The 14,036-nt window shown below is 72.1% G+C and carries 15 protein-coding genes; 3 read left to right on the forward strand and 12 right to left on the reverse strand.

The window, feature by feature from the left end; genetic code table 11:
• Window positions 1-22: 22 nt before the first annotated feature.
• Window positions 23-895 carry an EamA family transporter RarD gene (gene rarD, locus MKK53_RS12085; protein ID WP_243928940.1) on the reverse strand — a complete coding sequence of 291 codons (873 nt, stop codon included), beginning with the start codon at window positions 893-895 and terminating at the stop codon, window positions 23-25.
• Window positions 896-942: 47 nt separating this feature from the next.
• Window positions 943-1,881: a LysR substrate-binding domain-containing protein gene (locus tag MKK53_RS12090; protein ID WP_243928941.1), complete on the reverse strand. Its 939-nt coding sequence runs from the start codon at window positions 1,879-1,881 to the stop codon at window positions 943-945.
• Window positions 1,882-2,013: 132 nt separating this feature from the next.
• Between MKK53_RS12090 and MKK53_RS12095 the strand changes: the two genes are divergently transcribed.
• Together MKK53_RS12095 and MKK53_RS12100 are read left to right on the forward strand one after the other, a co-directional pair.
• Window positions 2,014-3,318, forward strand: a complete 1,305-nt coding sequence (locus MKK53_RS12095) for an MFS transporter (protein WP_243928942.1) — start codon at window positions 2,014-2,016, stop codon at window positions 3,316-3,318.
• Between the two features lie 46 nt (window positions 3,319-3,364).
• Entirely contained in the window at window positions 3,365-4,228 is an 864-nt protein-coding gene (locus MKK53_RS12100) for a class II aldolase/adducin family protein (protein ID WP_243928943.1), read from the forward strand.
• Between the two features lie 156 nt (window positions 4,229-4,384).
• Here the strand turns inward: MKK53_RS12100 and MKK53_RS12105 are convergent, their stop codons facing one another.
• The 7 genes from MKK53_RS12105 to MKK53_RS12135 all read right to left on the reverse strand — a co-directional run bounded on the left by MKK53_RS12105 (window position 4,385) and on the right by MKK53_RS12135 (window position 9,884).
• Window positions 4,385-4,978, reverse strand: a complete 594-nt coding sequence (locus tag MKK53_RS12105; RefSeq protein WP_243928944.1) for a pyridoxamine 5'-phosphate oxidase family protein — start codon at window positions 4,976-4,978, stop codon at window positions 4,385-4,387.
• On the reverse strand, window positions 4,975-5,310 hold the full coding sequence (locus tag MKK53_RS12110; protein ID WP_243928945.1) for a lipid-A-disaccharide synthase N-terminal domain-containing protein: 336 nt from the start codon (window positions 5,308-5,310) through the stop codon (window positions 4,975-4,977). Before MKK53_RS12110 ends, MKK53_RS12105 begins: the two co-directional genes overlap by 4 nt.
• Window positions 5,304-6,086, reverse strand: a complete 783-nt coding sequence (locus tag MKK53_RS12115; protein ID WP_243928946.1) for a glycosyltransferase family 2 protein — start codon at window positions 6,084-6,086, stop codon at window positions 5,304-5,306. The genes MKK53_RS12110 and MKK53_RS12115 overlap by 7 nt, the downstream gene beginning before the upstream one ends.
• The gene (locus MKK53_RS12120; protein ID WP_243928947.1) at window positions 6,083-7,981 is read right to left on the reverse strand and encodes an ArnT family glycosyltransferase; all 1,899 of its coding nucleotides are present in this window, start codon (window positions 7,979-7,981) and stop codon (window positions 6,083-6,085) included. Before MKK53_RS12120 ends, MKK53_RS12115 begins: the two co-directional genes overlap by 4 nt.
• A gap of 58 nt (window positions 7,982-8,039) precedes the next feature.
• On the reverse strand, window positions 8,040-9,239 hold the full coding sequence (metC, locus tag MKK53_RS12125; protein WP_243928948.1) for a cystathionine beta-lyase: 1,200 nt from the start codon (window positions 9,237-9,239) through the stop codon (window positions 8,040-8,042).
• Between the two features lie 84 nt (window positions 9,240-9,323).
• Entirely contained in the window at window positions 9,324-9,563 is a 240-nt protein-coding gene (locus MKK53_RS12130; protein ID WP_243928949.1) for a PilZ domain-containing protein, read from the reverse strand.
• A gap of 144 nt (window positions 9,564-9,707) precedes the next feature.
• Window positions 9,708-9,884, reverse strand: coding sequence for an Rmf/CrpP family protein (locus MKK53_RS12135; RefSeq protein WP_243928950.1), 177 nt, complete (start codon window positions 9,882-9,884; stop codon window positions 9,708-9,710).
• A 95-nt stretch (window positions 9,885-9,979) separates the two neighbouring features.
• Here MKK53_RS12135 and MKK53_RS12140 point away from each other — a divergent pair, with 95 nt between their 5' ends.
• Window positions 9,980-10,255 (forward strand): hypothetical protein, encoded by a 276-nt coding sequence (locus MKK53_RS12140; protein ID WP_243928951.1) that lies wholly within the window; start codon window positions 9,980-9,982, stop codon window positions 10,253-10,255.
• A 57-nt stretch (window positions 10,256-10,312) separates the two neighbouring features.
• Here MKK53_RS12140 and ntrC read toward each other — a convergent pair whose 3' ends face one another.
• From ntrC to dusB, 3 genes are read right to left on the reverse strand one after another with little or no spacing between them, the layout of a single operon-like run.
• Window positions 10,313-11,782 carry a nitrogen regulation protein NR(I) gene (gene ntrC / locus MKK53_RS12145; RefSeq protein ID WP_243928952.1) on the reverse strand — a complete coding sequence of 490 codons (1,470 nt, stop codon included), beginning with the start codon at window positions 11,780-11,782 and terminating at the stop codon, window positions 10,313-10,315.
• A 34-nt stretch (window positions 11,783-11,816) separates the two neighbouring features.
• On the reverse strand, window positions 11,817-12,950 hold the full coding sequence (locus MKK53_RS12150; protein WP_243928953.1) for a two-component system sensor histidine kinase NtrB: 1,134 nt from the start codon (window positions 12,948-12,950) through the stop codon (window positions 11,817-11,819).
• Window positions 12,947-13,960, reverse strand: a complete 1,014-nt coding sequence (gene dusB / locus MKK53_RS12155) for a tRNA dihydrouridine synthase DusB (RefSeq protein ID WP_243928954.1) — start codon at window positions 13,958-13,960, stop codon at window positions 12,947-12,949. The genes MKK53_RS12150 and dusB overlap by 4 nt, the downstream gene beginning before the upstream one ends.
• Window positions 13,961-14,036: the final 76 nt, after the last annotated feature.

A 14,036-nucleotide genomic window follows, 5' to 3' on the forward strand; every position in this document is an offset into this window, starting at 1 on the left:
CGGGGGGACCGCGCCGGACCCCTCACGCGCCCTGGGCCGCCGCCCGCGCCGCGACCCGCCGGCCGCGCAGGGCATCGAGGGTGTAGAGGGCGAGGCCGAGCCAGATCAGCCCGAACATCGCCGCCCGGTGCGGTTCCACATGCTCCCCGAAGACGAGGATACTGAGGAGCAGCAGGCAGGTGGGGGCGACGTATTGCAGGAGGCCGAGGGTCGTCAGGCGCAGCCGCACCGCCGCGGCGGCGAACCAGATCAACGGCAGCGCCGTGGTCAGCCCCGTGAGCATCAGCAGCCCGAGCCGGTGCGGATCGGCCGGCAGGAACGGCTCGGGCGTGAGGATCAGCCATGCCACCGCCACCGGCAGGAGCAGCAGCGTCTCGGCGAGGAAGCCCACCAGCGCATCGACGGCCACGATCTTCCGCATCAGCCCGTAGAGCGCGAAGGAGGTGGCGAGCGCCAGGGACATCAGCGGCAGGTCGCCCGCCCAGGCCACCGCCACCGCCACCCCCGCCGCCGCGATGCCGATCGCCACGGCCTGGAACGGCCGCATCCGCTCCCCGAGGATGACCCGGCCCAGCGCCACGTTCATCAGCGGGTTGATGTAGTAGCCGAGGCTCGCATCGAGCAGGTGCCCCCGGTCGATGGCGATGAGGTAGAGCAGCCAGTTCGCGCCGATGAACAGGGCCGACAGGATGAGGAGCCCGTGCTTGCGCGTGAGCGGGTGCGGCAGCCTCAGGCGCTTGCGCCACGCCAGCGCCAGCAGGCCGGCGAATAGGGTGGACCACACGATGCGCTCGGCCAGGATGTACCAGGGGCTGAAGCCGCCGAGCAGCCGGAAGTGCAGGGGGACGACGAGGCCCCAGCTCAGATAGGCGGCGAGCGCGTAGACGAGGCCCACGGCGTTTCCCTCATCCGATTCGCGATCACGGAACCGGCCGGGCGTCTCTAGCCGAGGCCGGCGCGCGCCGTCAGCCCGGCTGGCGCAAAGCTGCCATCCGGGCGCTCCTCCTCCAGGATCCAGTCCCGGAAGCGGCGGATGCCGGGGGCGTCGTCGTCGCGGGCGCGCCAGCACAGGAAGTGCAGGTCCCGCCGGATGCCGTCGCACCGGCCGCCGCCGAGCCGCACCAGATCCCCGGACGCGACCTCCCCTTGGGCGAAGCGCAGGCTCTCCAGGGCGACGCCGAGCCCCTGCACCGCCGCCGAGATGACGAGCGATCCCCGGTCGAAGGACGGGGCGCCCCGGGCCTTCGGCGGGGTCAGCCCGTTATGGGCGAACCAATCCGCCCAACGCACGGGGCTGAAGGAGGATTCGAGGAAGGTGAGCCGGGCCATCGCCTCCGGCGCGAGGTCGGCCGCCTCCCGCGCCAGTTCCGGCCGGCACAGGGCGGCGATCTCCTCCGGCCCCAGCGTCTCCACCCGCAGCCCCGCCCCCCGCGGCGGGTGCCCATAGGCGATCAGCACGTCGATCTCCGGGTGCCGCATGAGGTCGAGGGGCTCGGCGCCCGAGGAGACGCGGATCGCGATGGCCGGGTTGGCCTCCACGAAGCCCGGCAGGCGAGGCCCCAGCCACTTGGTGGCGAAGCTCGGCGTGCAGTGGACCGCCAGCGCCGCCCCCTCGGCCGGCATCAGTTCGGCGCAGGCCGCCTCGATCCCGTCGAAGGCCCGGGACAGGCCGGCGAGCAGGCGCTCCCCGTCCGGGGTGAGGTTGGCTTGGCGGTTCTCCCGCCGGAACAGCGCCCGGCCCAGATGCCGCTCCAGGGCGCGGACCTGATGGCTGACCGCCGAGGGGGTCAGGCACAGCTCCTCGCTCGCCCGGGCGAAGCTGCCGAGCCGCGCCGCGGCCTCGAAGGCCCGGAGGGAGGGGAAGCTCGGGATCCGCCGCATGCCACATCCGTGAATTCAATTCACCAATCGGTGAAAATTCATCGTTTGTCAAAGCCCACGGGAAGGCGGAAAAATACTTCCCATGCCGCGGAGACGGCAGCTTCAGAACCAACATTTGGGGAGAAACCAGGAATGGCACAGGGAGTCGTCACTCTCGCCGGACCCGTCATCGACGAGGCGACACAGGTCTACCGCAAGGTGACGTGGCGCCTCGTGCCGTTCCTGTTCGCCTGCTACGTCGCGGCCTATCTCGACCGCGTCAACGTCGGCTTCGCCAAGCTTCAGATGCTCAGCGACCTGCAGTTCAGCGAGACCATCTACGGCCTCGGCGCCGGAATCTTCTTCATCGGTTACTTCCTGTTCGAGGTGCCGAGCAACATGATCCTGCACAAGGTCGGTGCCCGGGTGTGGATCGCCCGCGTGATGATCAGCTGGGCGCTGATCTCGGGGGCGATGATGTTCGTCACCAGCCCGACCGTGTTCTACGTCCTGCGCTTCCTGCTCGGCGTGGCGGAGGCGGGGCTGTTCCCGGGGGTGATCCTCTACCTCACCTACTGGTACCCGTCCGAGCGCCGGGGCGGCATCATCGCCATGTTCATGACCGGCATCCCGATCGCCGGGCTGATCGGCGGGCCGGTCTCCGGCTGGATCATGAACACGTTCTCCGGCGCGCACGGCCTGGCCGGCTGGCAGTGGCTGTTCCTCATCGAGGCGCTGCCCTCGCTGATCCTCGGCTTCTGCGTGCTGGCCTTCCTCGACAACGGGATCGCCTCGGCGAAGTGGCTCACCGCCGACGAGAAGGCGCTGCTCGCCCGCAACGTCGCCGCCGACGCCTCCTCCGTCGCCGCGCACCGGTTCCGCGACGGCTTCACCAGCGGCTGGGTGTGGCTGCTGAGCGGGATCTACTTCTTCTTCATCATGGGCCTCTACGGCGTCGGCTTCTGGCTGCCGACGCTGATCAAGGGCGCGGGGGTCTCCGATCCGCTGCAGATCGGCCTGCTCACCATGCTGCCCTACGGCGCGGCGGCGGCGGCGATGATCACCGTCGGGCGGATGTCGGACGCGGCCCGGGAGCGGCGCTGGCACATCGTGATCCCCGGCCTCGTCGGCGCCGCCGGGTGGCTCGTGAGCATCTGGTACAGCAAGGACCTCGTCGTCGCCGAGGCCGCGCTCACCGTCGCCACCATCGGCGTGCTCGTGACGCTGGCCCAGTTCTGGTGCCTGCCCACCGCCGTCCTCGCCGGGGCCGCGGCGGCCACCGGGATCGCGGTGATCAACTCGGTCGGCAACCTCGCGGGCTTCGTCAGCCCCTACCTCATCGGCTGGATCATCGACGCCACCAAGTCGACCAGCCTCGGCGTCTACACCCTCGCCGCCTGCCTCGCGATCGGCAGCGTCCTCGCGCTGACCATGCCGAAGCGCCTCGTCAACCGCTGATCGCGGCCTCCCTCCACCCCTCACCCATCCCACGAAAGGACATCCCATGCTCGACGAGCACGACCACCACGACAGCGTCGCCATCGACCTCCCGAACGACGATTCCGGCCGTCGGCGGACCTCGATCTACCAGCCCGAGCAGGCCGGCCTGATCTTCCCGGAGATGCCGGAATTCGCCAACCATGCCGAGGAGCGCGAGTACCGCAAGAAGCACCTCGTGGCCGCCTGCCGCGCCTTCGCGATGCACGGCTTCGACTACGGCTTCGCCGGGCACCTGACGATCCGCGACCCCGAGCGTCCGGAGCTGTACTGGACCAACCCGATGTGCGTTCACTTCTCGCAGGTGAACATGTCGAACCTCATCCTGGCCGACCATAACGGCCGCGTGGTGGAGGGCCGCTACGCCATCAACCGGGCCGGGTTCGTGCTGCACGCCGCCGTGCACGAGGAGTACCCGGAGGTCATGGCGATGTGCCACGCGCACACCACCTACGGCACCGCCTGGTGCGCCACCGGCCGCCCCCTCGACATGATCAGCCAGGACGCCGCCGCCTTCTACAACAGCCACGCGGTGATCGGCGCCTCGGCCGGCGCGGTGGCCGTGGAGAAGAACAGCGGCCTGTCGGTCGCCCAGCAGATCGGCCGCAACCGCGGCGTGCTCCACCAGAACCACGGCCTGCTGACCTGCTCGCAGCACAGCATCGACGACGCGGCCTTCTGGTTCATCGCCCTGGAGCGGGCCTGCAAGCAGCAGCTCCTGGTCGAGGCCACCGGCATCAAGCCGCAGACCGTCTCGGAGAAGACCGCCCGCTACAGCCGCGAGCACGTCGGCAGCGACTACATCGGCTGGCTGCACTTCCAGACGATCTACAGCCACATCGCCGCGACCCAGCCGGACATGTTCGCCTGAGGTGGGAGGCGGAGGGGGCGGGGATCGTCCCCTCCGACGGCCTCGGCGGCCCGCGTCCCGGGCTCTCGCCTCCGGCGAGCCCCGGGACGCGGGCCGTTCCCGAATGGGGCGCCGCCCTGCAATGTCGCGGTGCTCGCGCGGACGACGGCGGCTGACCTACGGCGCCAGCCAGCCCCCGTCCCAGCCTGACTCGTCCTGCGCCCAGGCGGCCCGGCGATGCCCGCGGCGGTCGAGGTAGAGGAAATCGAGGCGGCGGGCCTGCACCGTCACCGCGCAGAAATGCCGGCGGCCCGTCGCCGCCGCCGTCGCCTCGTCGGGGAGGGTGTAGGCGTTGCCGGCGGGCAGGGCCGTGCCGGGGGCCGGCTCGGCGCCGTAGCAGACCCGGCTCATCGCCCGGGAGCCGGCCCAGGCCGCCTCCGCCAGCGCGTCGTCGGTGTGCAGGACCGCCCGGCCCTCGATGCGGATCTGGATCTTCGCCCCGGCATCGTAGACGGCCAGCGCGCAGGCCGGGTTCTCGGCCAGTTCGAACGCCTTGTCCGAGCGGCGGTCGCAGTGGAAGCGCAGCGTCGCCGTGGCGGCGTCGGCGGCGCGCAGCACGACGGTGCGCAGGCGCGGCCCCTCCGCCGAGACGGTGGCGAGCGTCGGCAGGTGGAAGCCGCTGCGGCCGTGCTCGGCCCCGTCCGCCAGCAGCCGCCAGAGCTCCGCCAGGGTGGCGTCGAGGTCGTCGTAGAAGGCCGGCAGCGGCGTCATGCCGGCGCCCCGCGCCTGCGCCGCCGCTCCCGGGCGATCAGGGCGAGGTTGCGGACGTAGATCCCGGTCGAAAGGCCCTGGCCGATGATGATCACCGGCTCCTTCCGCACGAAGCCGTAGACCAGGGTCATCAGCCCCCCGGCGATGGAGAGGAACCAGAACGAGAGCGGCATCACACTCTTGCCCGCCCGCTCGCTGGCGATCCACTGGATGATGAAGCGCGAGCCGAAGATCAGCTGCGCCAGGATGCCGAACACCAGCCAGAAATCGAAGCGCGTGACGAACACGTCGTAGAAGTAGTCCGGCAGGTCATGGGCGAGCTGGATCAGCATCCGACATCCTCGTCCCGCACGGCATCCGCCCCGGGCATGGTGGCCTCGACGGCCCGCGGCGTGGCGCGCTTCCGGCGGATCAGCCACCAGACCCCGGCGAGGTCGAGGAGCCCGACCCAGAGCCGGTCGAACAGGCCGTAATTCGAGGAGCCGGTGAAGCGCGGCCGGTCGATCACGTCCCGGTGGACCACGGCGAACCCCTCGCGGGCGACGAGGGCCGGCATGAACCGGTGCAGGGCGTCGAAATACGGCAGCCGCAGGTACACGTCCCGGCGGAACACCTTCAGCCCGCAGCCGGTGTCGCGGGTGGAATCCTTGAGGATCCGCCCGCGCACCCCGTTGGCGATGCGGGATTGGAGCATCTTGAAACGCCCGTCCCTGCGCCCGCGCCGCTGCCCCTGGGCGAGGCCGGCGCCCGGCCCGGCCTCCTCCAGGGCGGCGAGGAGCGCGGGGATGAAGGCCGGGTCGTTCTGGCCGTCGCCGTCGAGGGTGGCGATGACCGCGCCGCGGGCGACCTGCACGCCGCTGCGCACCGCCGCCGACTGGCCGGCGCTCGCCCCGTGCCGCAGCACCCGCAGCCACGGGCGGCCGGCCCGGGCCGCCTCCAGGCTGGCGGGGGTGGCATCGGTCGATCCGTCATCGACGTAGATCACCTCGAACGGCAGGCCGGCGCAGGCCCGCTCGATCTCGGCCACCAGGGGGGCGATGTTGCCGGCCTCGTTCTTCACGGGCACGACGATCGTGAGGTGCGGGGCGTCCGCCTCGGAGAGTGTCATGGTGCTGCCGCGTAGGCCGTCACGAAGACGCGGCGGCCGGTGTTGAGGTTGAAGCCCTCGACCTCGCCCAGCGGCGGCGGGGCCGGGCGGCCCACGGGCCAGGCGGTGTTGAACGCCTCGCGCTCCCGGCCCTCCACGAACAGAAGGCGGCACCCGCCCCGCTGCAGGAAGGCCTTGGCGGCGGCGGCGTCGGGCAGGAGGTCGAGGGTGGTGCCGGTGAGGAAGACGAGGCTCGGCTCCCGGTAGCCGAGGCTCGCCACCTGCGGGTCGATGCAGGGCATCCGATCCTTGAAGGCGGCGAGCCGCGGCGAGACCTTCAGCGCCGGCAATTGCCGCTGGGCGAGGCCGAGCACCCCCGGCCCGAGGAGGCAGGAGGCCAGCACCGCCAGCATCAGGGCGCGTTCGGGCCGGGCGCGGGCGAAGGCCAGCCAGCTCAGCCCGGCCGCGAGGCAGGCGGCGGCGAGCGCCGGGAGGGCGAGCCAGGGGATGGTGTGATCGTCGAGCTTCCAGCCGACGAGGCACAGGCCGAGCGTCAGGCCGAGGGGGATCGCCGGCACCAGCAGGGCCACGGCCCTCGCACCCCGGCGTCCGGGGTCGAGCTCCCCCCGGCGCAGGGCGAGGATGGTCAGGACCGCGATCCACGGCATCAGCGGCAGGACGTAGTGCGGCAGCTTGGTCGGCACCGCCTCGAACATCAGCCACGCGGGCAGCACCGCCGCGATCAGGAAGGCGACCGGCGCGCTCCGCCGCTCCCGCCACGCCATCGGCAGGCCCATGGCGGCGAAGGCGGCGCCCGGCCAGAAGGTCGCGAAGAACGCCAGCGTGTAGGCGCCGGGCGGGCCCCAGTGCCGCTCCGCCGCGCCGCCGACCTTGCCGAGCATGTCCTTGCCCACCGCCTCGGCATAGAAGGCGCCGCCGCTCTTGAGGGTGATCGCCACGAACCACGGGGCGACGATCAGCAGGGTCAGGGCGAGCCCCGCCCAGGGGCGCAGGGGCTTCAGCCACGCGCTGGATCGCGCCTTCCACGACAGGAAGAGGGCCGGCAGGGCCACGAACAGCGGCACCATCGGCCCCTTCACGAGGATGCCGACGGCGAGGCCGAGCCAGAAGGCGAGGAAGACGACGCTCCCTCCCCCCTCCGCGGGGGAGGGCGGCCCCCGAAGGGGGTTGGCGGAGGGGAGCGACGGTGCAGACTCGAGCGCCCTCCCCGCATGACGGGCCGTGCCCCTGCCGGCACCGTCGTTCCCCTCCGCCCCCCTGCCGCGCAGGGTACCCTCCCCCGCGGAGGGGGGAGGGAGGCGGTGCCAAGCAAGCCACACCCGCGCCAGCGCCCCGAGGCTCGCGGTGGCGCAGGCGGTGAGCAGGGCGTCGGTCTTGGCGAGGTGAGCCTCGGCGTTGAGCATCAGGCAGGCGCCGAACAGGGCGGCGGCGAGGAGCGCCCCCCGCCGGGGCAGGAAGGCGAGCGCCCCCCAGTAGGCCAGGAGCACCGAGGCGACGGCACCGAGGAGCGAGGGGATGCGGTAGAGGGCGATCTGCGTGCGGGCCTCCGGCACGCCCAGGGCCTCAGCCGCGGCGACGGAGGCCGCCTGCGCCCAGTAGATGCCCACCGGCTTCTTGTTGCGGGCCTCGTCCTGGAAGCGGATCGCCACGAAGTCCCCGGTCTCCAGCATCTGCTTGGAGGCCTGGGCGAAGCGCGGCTCGTCCCGGTCCATCGGCTGGAGCGAGGCCTGCCCCGGCAGGAACAGCAGCAGGCACAGGGCCGCGAGCGCCGCGCAGGCGCGGGCGTGGCTCGCGGACAGCCGGTCGAGGAGGGCGGCGATCCGGTCCCCGCGGAGGACGGCGGACGGGGCTTCGCCGTCGCGGGGGAGCGCGCCGGCGGGGAGGCGTGTCGTCATGGGCTCCGGGTCGCGGCTCTCCGATCTCGGCTTTCCAATCGGGATCGGGCCGGGAATGTCAAATCGCCCCGGCGGCGGCGCGCAGGCGTGCGAAGCCGGCATCGAGGTCGGCCTTCAGGTCGGCCACGTCCTCCAGGCCGATGTGGAAGCGCAGGGTCGGCCCCCCCGGCGCCCAGGCCGTGGCGGTGCGGAAGGGGGTGCAGTCGAAGGGGATGCACAGGCTCTCGAAGCCCCCCCACGAGAAGCCCATGCCGAACAGCTCCAGCCCGTCGAGCATCGCGGCCACCGCCGTCTCCGGCACCGGCTTGAGCACGACGCCGAACAGCCCCGAGGCGCCGGAGAAGTCGCGCTGCCAGATGGCGTGGCCGGGATCCTCCGGCAGGGCCGGGTGCATCACCCGCAGCACCTCCGGCCGCGCCTGGAGCCAGCGGGCGATGTCGAGGGCCTGCCGCTCGTGCTCGCGCAGGCGCAGGCCCATGGTCCGCATCCCGCGCATGGCCAGGAACATGTCCTCCGGCCCGGCGCAGACCGAGAACTGGTGGAAGGTGCGGTACAGCGCCGGCCAGTATTGCGCGTTCGCCGAGGTCAGGCCGAGCAGCAGGTCCGAGCCGCCGCTGAGGTACTTGGTGCCGGCCTCCACCGCGATGTCCACGCCGCGCGCGTGCGGCGGGAACAGGAGCGGCGTCGCCCAGGTGTTGTCCATGATCACGCAGGCGCCCCGGGCGTGGACCGCCTCGGCGATGGCCGGCACGTCCTGCATCTCGAAGGTCAGCGAGCCCGGCGCCTCCACCAGCACCGCCCGGGTGTTGTCGCGCATCAGCCCGGCGATCCCGGCGCCGACCAGCGGATCGTAGTAGGTGGTCTCGACGCCGAACCGCTTGAGCACCTCGTCGCAGAAGATCCGGGTCGGGCGGTAGGCGGAGTCGGTGACGAGGAGGTGGTCCCCCGCCGAGAGGGCCGCCATCAGGGCGATCGACAGGGCGGCCAAGCCCGAGGGCGTCGCGACCGTGCCGGCGGCCCCCGCGATCTCGCTCCACGCATCGGTGAGGGCGTCGGAGGTCGGGGTGCCGTGGGTGCCGTAGGTGTAGCGCCCGCGCCGGTGCTGGAGGTCGTCGTAGGTCGGGAACAGCACCGTCGAGCCGCGGTAGATCGGCGTGTTGACGAAGCCGTGCTGCCCGGAAGGATCGCGGCCGGCATGGACGAGGCGGGTGGCGGGGCCGAACCGCTTCTTCGATTCGGGCGGCGGGGTCAGGGACATCGGAACCGGGGACTCGCGTGGCGGAAAGCGGGACCGAAGCCGACGCCGCCGGGTCCCGTCAAGCGCCGGGCCCCGGGCGCGGCCTCAGTTGAACGCCACGCCGACCTCGCCGAGGCGCCGCCAGACCACGCGGCAGGCCCAGCGGTCGCCGCCGGGATCGAGGGAGAGGGCGAAGGTCTCGGGCACCTCGCCGGCCTCCGGCAGCAGCAGCCGCGCCCCGGCGGCGGAGATGTCCCGGACGATGCAGGGATGGCGCGTGCCCTCCCCCGCATAGACCCGCCCCGGCCTGTCGAGGGGCACCCGCCTTCCCTGTCTCTCTGGCATCTGCGTCGCTCCGCCGAAGTCGCCCCTCGCCGGAGGCCGCATCACATGAGACATCATGCGGGCGGCGGTCCTTAAAGGTGTCTCCGGGGAATACCGGGATCCACAATCGGTTCGCGAATCCCGGTGCTGAGTTTCTACTTTGGCTTACTGTATGGTGTGCGCCGGATCGGATTGTTGCGCTTCGTCGTAAGCCTGCATCCAGGCGGCGTAATCCTCGCTGCCCTCCTGATAAGGGCATTCGCTCTTCGGCTTGCCGTAGAGGCGGGCGTTGCGGCCCTGGATGAAGGGGCTGTCGCTGGCGGTGGCCTGCTCGTTGGGCATGGGCTCGGGCGCCTTCTCGGATGCATGGGGGGCTTCGTTAACGGCCCTGGCCCTACCTTGGTGCCGTTCCCGTCCGCGTGCCCGAGTCCCGAGACGTGCGTATCCTGCGTCCTCTTGTCGGCGGCTTCGTCGTCACGCTCTCGACCGCCATCGTGGTGTTCGTCAGCGCCGACCGCCTGTCCCATCTCGCGCCCCCCGCCCCGGTGGCGCGGGCGGTGGTCTTCGAGCCGTCGGCCACGGGCTCGATCCCCGCGCCGCAGGCCGCGCCCGCCCCGGTGATGAAGAAGGCCGCCCCGGCCATCCCGAACGGCTACGACACCGAGCGCCTGCGCGCCCTGATGCAGGGCGACCCGATCATGCGGGGGCGGTAGGCGGGGCGCGCCCCCGCCTACCGCCCCCTCCCCCGCAGAGGGGGAGGGAGAAGGCGGCTATCGCGCCGAGCGGAACACCTGCAGGTCGAGGTCCCGCACCTTCTTGCGCAGGGTGTTCCGGTTCACGCCGAGCAGCTCCGCCGCGCGGATCTGGTTGCCCCGGGTGGCCGCGAGCGCCGCGCCGATCAGCGGGCCTTCGATCTCCCGCAGGATCCGATGGTACAGGCCGGGCGGCGGCAGAGTGTCGCGGTAGCCCGAGAAGTAATCGGACAGGTGCCGCTCCACGGCGCTGGACAGGCTCTCCGATTCCCCCGACGCCTTGCGCGCCGCGCCATTGGCCCCCCCCGCCGCGGCGGGCTGGGCGAGCGGGAGCGTGTCCAGCTCGGCCTCGATCACCGGGCCGGTGATGGTCTCCTGCGGGTAGAGGGCGGCCAGCCGCCGGACGAGGTTTTCCAGCTCGCGGACGTTGCCCGGCCAGCGATAGCGCTTGAGCTTCTCCATCGCCTCGCCGTCGAGGGTCTTGCGGGTGAGGCCCTCGCGCTCGACCAGCACGAAGAAGTGCCGGATCAGGTCGGGCACGTCCTCCGACCGCTCCCGCAGCGCCGGCAGCCGCAGGGGCACGACGTTGAGGCGGAAGAACAGGTCCTCGCGGAAGATGCCCTGCTGGATCGAGACCCGCAGGTCCTTGTTGGTGGCCGCGATGATCCGGACGTTGGTGCGGATCGGGACGCGCCCGCCCACGGTGGTGTACTCGCCCTGTTGAAGCACCCGGAGCAGGCGGGTCTGCGCCTCCATCGGCATGTCGCCGATCTCGTCGAGGAACAGGGTGCCGCCCTCGGCCTGCTCGAACCGGCCGGCGGAGCGCTGGAGCGCCCCGGTGAAGGCGCCCTTCTCGTGGCCGAACAGCTCGGACTCGATGAGGTCGCGGGGGATCGCGGCCATGTTCACCGGCACGAACGGCCCCGTGCGGCGGCGGCCGTAATCGTGCAGCGCCCGGGCCACCAGCTCCTTGCCGGTGCCCGACTCGCCGGTGATCATCACCGTGAGGTCGGTGGGCATCAGCCGGGCGAGCGCCCGGTAGATCTCCTGCATGGCGGGCGAGCGGCCCACCAGCGGGATGTCCTCGTTCTCCGGGCCGGCGCCGGGCGCGGGCGTCCCGCGGGGCCGGGAGAGCGCGCGGCCGACGATGGCGATCAGCTCCTTCAGGTCGAAGGGCTTGGGCAGGTACTCGTAGGCCCCGCGCTCGGAGGCGCGGATGGCGGTCATGAAGGTGTTCTGCGCGCTCATGACGATGATCGGCAGCTCCGGCCGCACCCGCTTGATGCGGGGCAGCAGGTCGAACACGTTCTCGTCGGGCATGACCACGTCGGTGATGACGAGGTCCCCCTCCCCCTGCGCGACCCAGCGCCAGAGGGTGGCGCAATTGCCCGTGGAGCGGACTTCGTAGCCCGCCCGGGACAGCGCTTGGTTGAGCACCGTGCGGATGGCGGCGTCGTCGTCAGCGACGATGATGTGGCCGTTGGGCATGACTCTTACTCGAAACCTCCGGCAGGCATCCCGGTCATGGCTCGACCGTCGGCTCGCGCCCGTCGCGTGCGCTCGACATCGGAAGGAGAATGCGGAACGTCGTCCGGCGTGGGGCGGGATCGCACTCGACGATCCCTCCATGGTCGCCGACGATCTTGGCGACCAAAGCAAGACCGAGGCCGGAACCTTGGGCTTTGGTCGTCACGAACGGATCGAACATGTCGCTCAGCATCTCCGCGGAGATGCCGGGACCGTTGTCGCGGATCGCGACCTCGATGGGCAGGCTCACCCGTTCCCGGGAGCCCGGAATCTGCAGCCGCAGGCCGGTGCGGAAGGCGGTGGCGAGGGTGATCTCGCCCTCCACCGCGTCCGGGCCGATGGCCTCGGCGGCGTTCTTCACGAGGTTCAGGATCACCTGGATCAGCTGGTCCCGGTTGCCCAGCACCGGCGGCAGCGAGGGATCGTAGGTCTCGATGAAGCGGATGTGCCGGGCGAAGCCCGACTGCGCCGAGCGCTTCACCTGATCGAGCACCCCGTGGACGTTCACCGGGCCGCGCTCGGCCGGGCGCTCGTCCCCGAACAACTCCATCCGCTCGACGATGCGCACGATCCGGTCCGACTCGTCGCAGATCAGGCGGGTGAGCAGCCGGTCCTCCTCGGCCCCGGTGCTCTCCAGGAGCTGCGCCGCCCCGCGGATGCCGGCCAGCGGGTTCTTGATCTCGTGGGCCAGCATCGCCCCCAGCGCCACCATCGACCGGGCGGCGCCCCGGTGGGTGAGCTGGCGGTTCATCTTGTCGGCGATGGTGCGCTCCTGCAGCATCATCACCACGGCATCGCCCTCGTCCAGGGGCGTGGCGAACACATCGACGCTGCGCTCGGTGCCGAGCCTCGGTTGGGTGAGGTCGACCCGGTACTCGCTGACGCTCGCCCGGCGGCGCCGCACCTCGGCCACCAGGGCGATGATCGGCGAGGCGAAGGGGATGATGTCGCGCAGGCGCCGCCGCTGCATCAGCCGCGCCGAGTACTCGAAGAACGCCTCCGCCGCGTGGTTGCACTGGAGGATGCGCTCGTCGCCGCCGATGGTGAGTACCGGCAGCGGCAGGGCGTTTAGCACCGCGTCGCTGCCCGAGAGCTTGAAGCCGGAGGGGGGAAGGTCTTCGCCCGTCACGCCGCCACCCTCATCTCTGGTTCCGGCCCCGCGAAGGCGCGGGCCAGGAGGGTGAGCGCCGCGTGCGGGTCGGTGGTGGTCAGGAGCGCCCCCCGCTCCGCCGCGCTCAGTGCGCCGCCGGTCTCGGCGTAGGCGGCGAGGTGCTTGCGCGCGTGGCGCACGCCCATCGCCTGCCCGTAGAGGGCCAGGAGCCCGGCATAGTGCTCGGCCGCCAGCGCGGCCTGCGCCTCGCGGGTCGGCGCCGCGACCTCGCGCCCGGCGAGGCCCGCCGCCACCTGCCCCACGAGCCAGGGCCGCCCCGTGGCCGCCCGGCCGATCATCACCCCGGCGGCGCCGGAGGCGGCGAGGCAGGCGCGGGCCGCGGCGAGGTCCGTCACGTCGCCGTTGGCGATGACCGGGATCGCCACCGCCTCGACCACGGCGCGGATCGCCGGCCAGTCGGCCCGGCCCTTGTAGAATTGCTGCCGGGTGCGGCCGTGGACCGTCACGGCGTTCAGCCCCAGCCGCTCGGCCCGGGCGGCGAGGTCGGCGGCGTTGCGGCTCGCATCGTCCCAGCCGAGGCGCATCTTCACCGTGACCGGGATCGCCACCGCCCCGCGGACGGCGGCGAGCAGCCGCTCCGCGTGGTCGAGGTCGCGCATCAGCGCCGAGCCGGAGGCGATGCCGGTCACGATCTTGGCCGGGCAGCCCATGTTCACGTCGATCGCGTCGGCGCCCTGGGCCTCGGCGAGGCGGGCGGCCTCGGCCAGGGGCGCGGCCTCGCAGCCGGCGAGCTGGACGATGTGCGGGGCGATGCCCGCCCCCTCGGCCCGCAGGGTCGCCTCCGCCGCGCCGCGGGCGAGTTCCCGCGCCGCCACCATCTCGGACACGACGGCATCCGCCCCGCAGCGCAGGGCGATGCGGCGCATGTGCAGGTCCGTCACGCCGGAGAGCGGTGCCAGAAGGCACAGCGGCGGATCTCCGGCCGAACGTCCTCGGCGCAGGGCGCCCAAATAATGGTCAGTCGTCATTCTGCCCAACAATGAGGCAAAGCCCGCCGGGAAGCAAGCGGGGCGTCGCGTTGATTTTGCCCCCTCCCCCGCTTAA

The organism is Methylobacterium sp. J-076, assembly GCF_022829405.1.
Lineage (GTDB): Bacteria > Pseudomonadota > Alphaproteobacteria > Rhizobiales > Beijerinckiaceae > Methylobacterium.

What these genes read in the sequence shown, in the direction of transcription:
- MKK53_RS12095 (WP_243928942.1), top strand. Translation starts at nt 2,014, where the DNA reads ATGGCACAGGGAGTCGTCACTCTCGCCGGACCCGTCATCGACGAGGCG.
- MKK53_RS12135 (WP_243928950.1), bottom strand. Translation starts at nt 9,884, where the DNA reads ATGCCCAACGAGCAGGCCACCGCCAGCGACAGCCCCTTCATCCAGGGC.
- MKK53_RS12115 (WP_243928946.1), bottom strand. Translation starts at nt 6,086, where the DNA reads ATGACACTCTCCGAGGCGGACGCCCCGCACCTCACGATCGTCGTGCCC.
- MKK53_RS12100 (WP_243928943.1), top strand. Translation starts at nt 3,365, where the DNA reads ATGCTCGACGAGCACGACCACCACGACAGCGTCGCCATCGACCTCCCG.
- dusB (WP_243928954.1), bottom strand. Translation starts at nt 13,960, where the DNA reads ATGACGACTGACCATTATTTGGGCGCCCTGCGCCGAGGACGTTCGGCC.
- MKK53_RS12110 (WP_243928945.1), bottom strand. Translation starts at nt 5,310, where the DNA reads ATGCTGATCCAGCTCGCCCATGACCTGCCGGACTACTTCTACGACGTG.
- MKK53_RS12130 (WP_243928949.1), bottom strand. Translation starts at nt 9,563, where the DNA reads ATGCCAGAGAGACAGGGAAGGCGGGTGCCCCTCGACAGGCCGGGGCGG.
- MKK53_RS12090 (WP_243928941.1), bottom strand. Translation starts at nt 1,881, where the DNA reads ATGCGGCGGATCCCGAGCTTCCCCTCCCTCCGGGCCTTCGAGGCCGCG.
- metC (WP_243928948.1), bottom strand. Translation starts at nt 9,239, where the DNA reads ATGTCCCTGACCCCGCCGCCCGAATCGAAGAAGCGGTTCGGCCCCGCC.
- MKK53_RS12105 (WP_243928944.1), bottom strand. Translation starts at nt 4,978, where the DNA reads ATGACGCCGCTGCCGGCCTTCTACGACGACCTCGACGCCACCCTGGCG.
- ntrC (WP_243928952.1), bottom strand. Translation starts at nt 11,782, where the DNA reads ATGCCCAACGGCCACATCATCGTCGCTGACGACGACGCCGCCATCCGC.
- MKK53_RS12120 (WP_243928947.1), bottom strand. Translation starts at nt 7,981, where the DNA reads ATGACGACACGCCTCCCCGCCGGCGCGCTCCCCCGCGACGGCGAAGCC.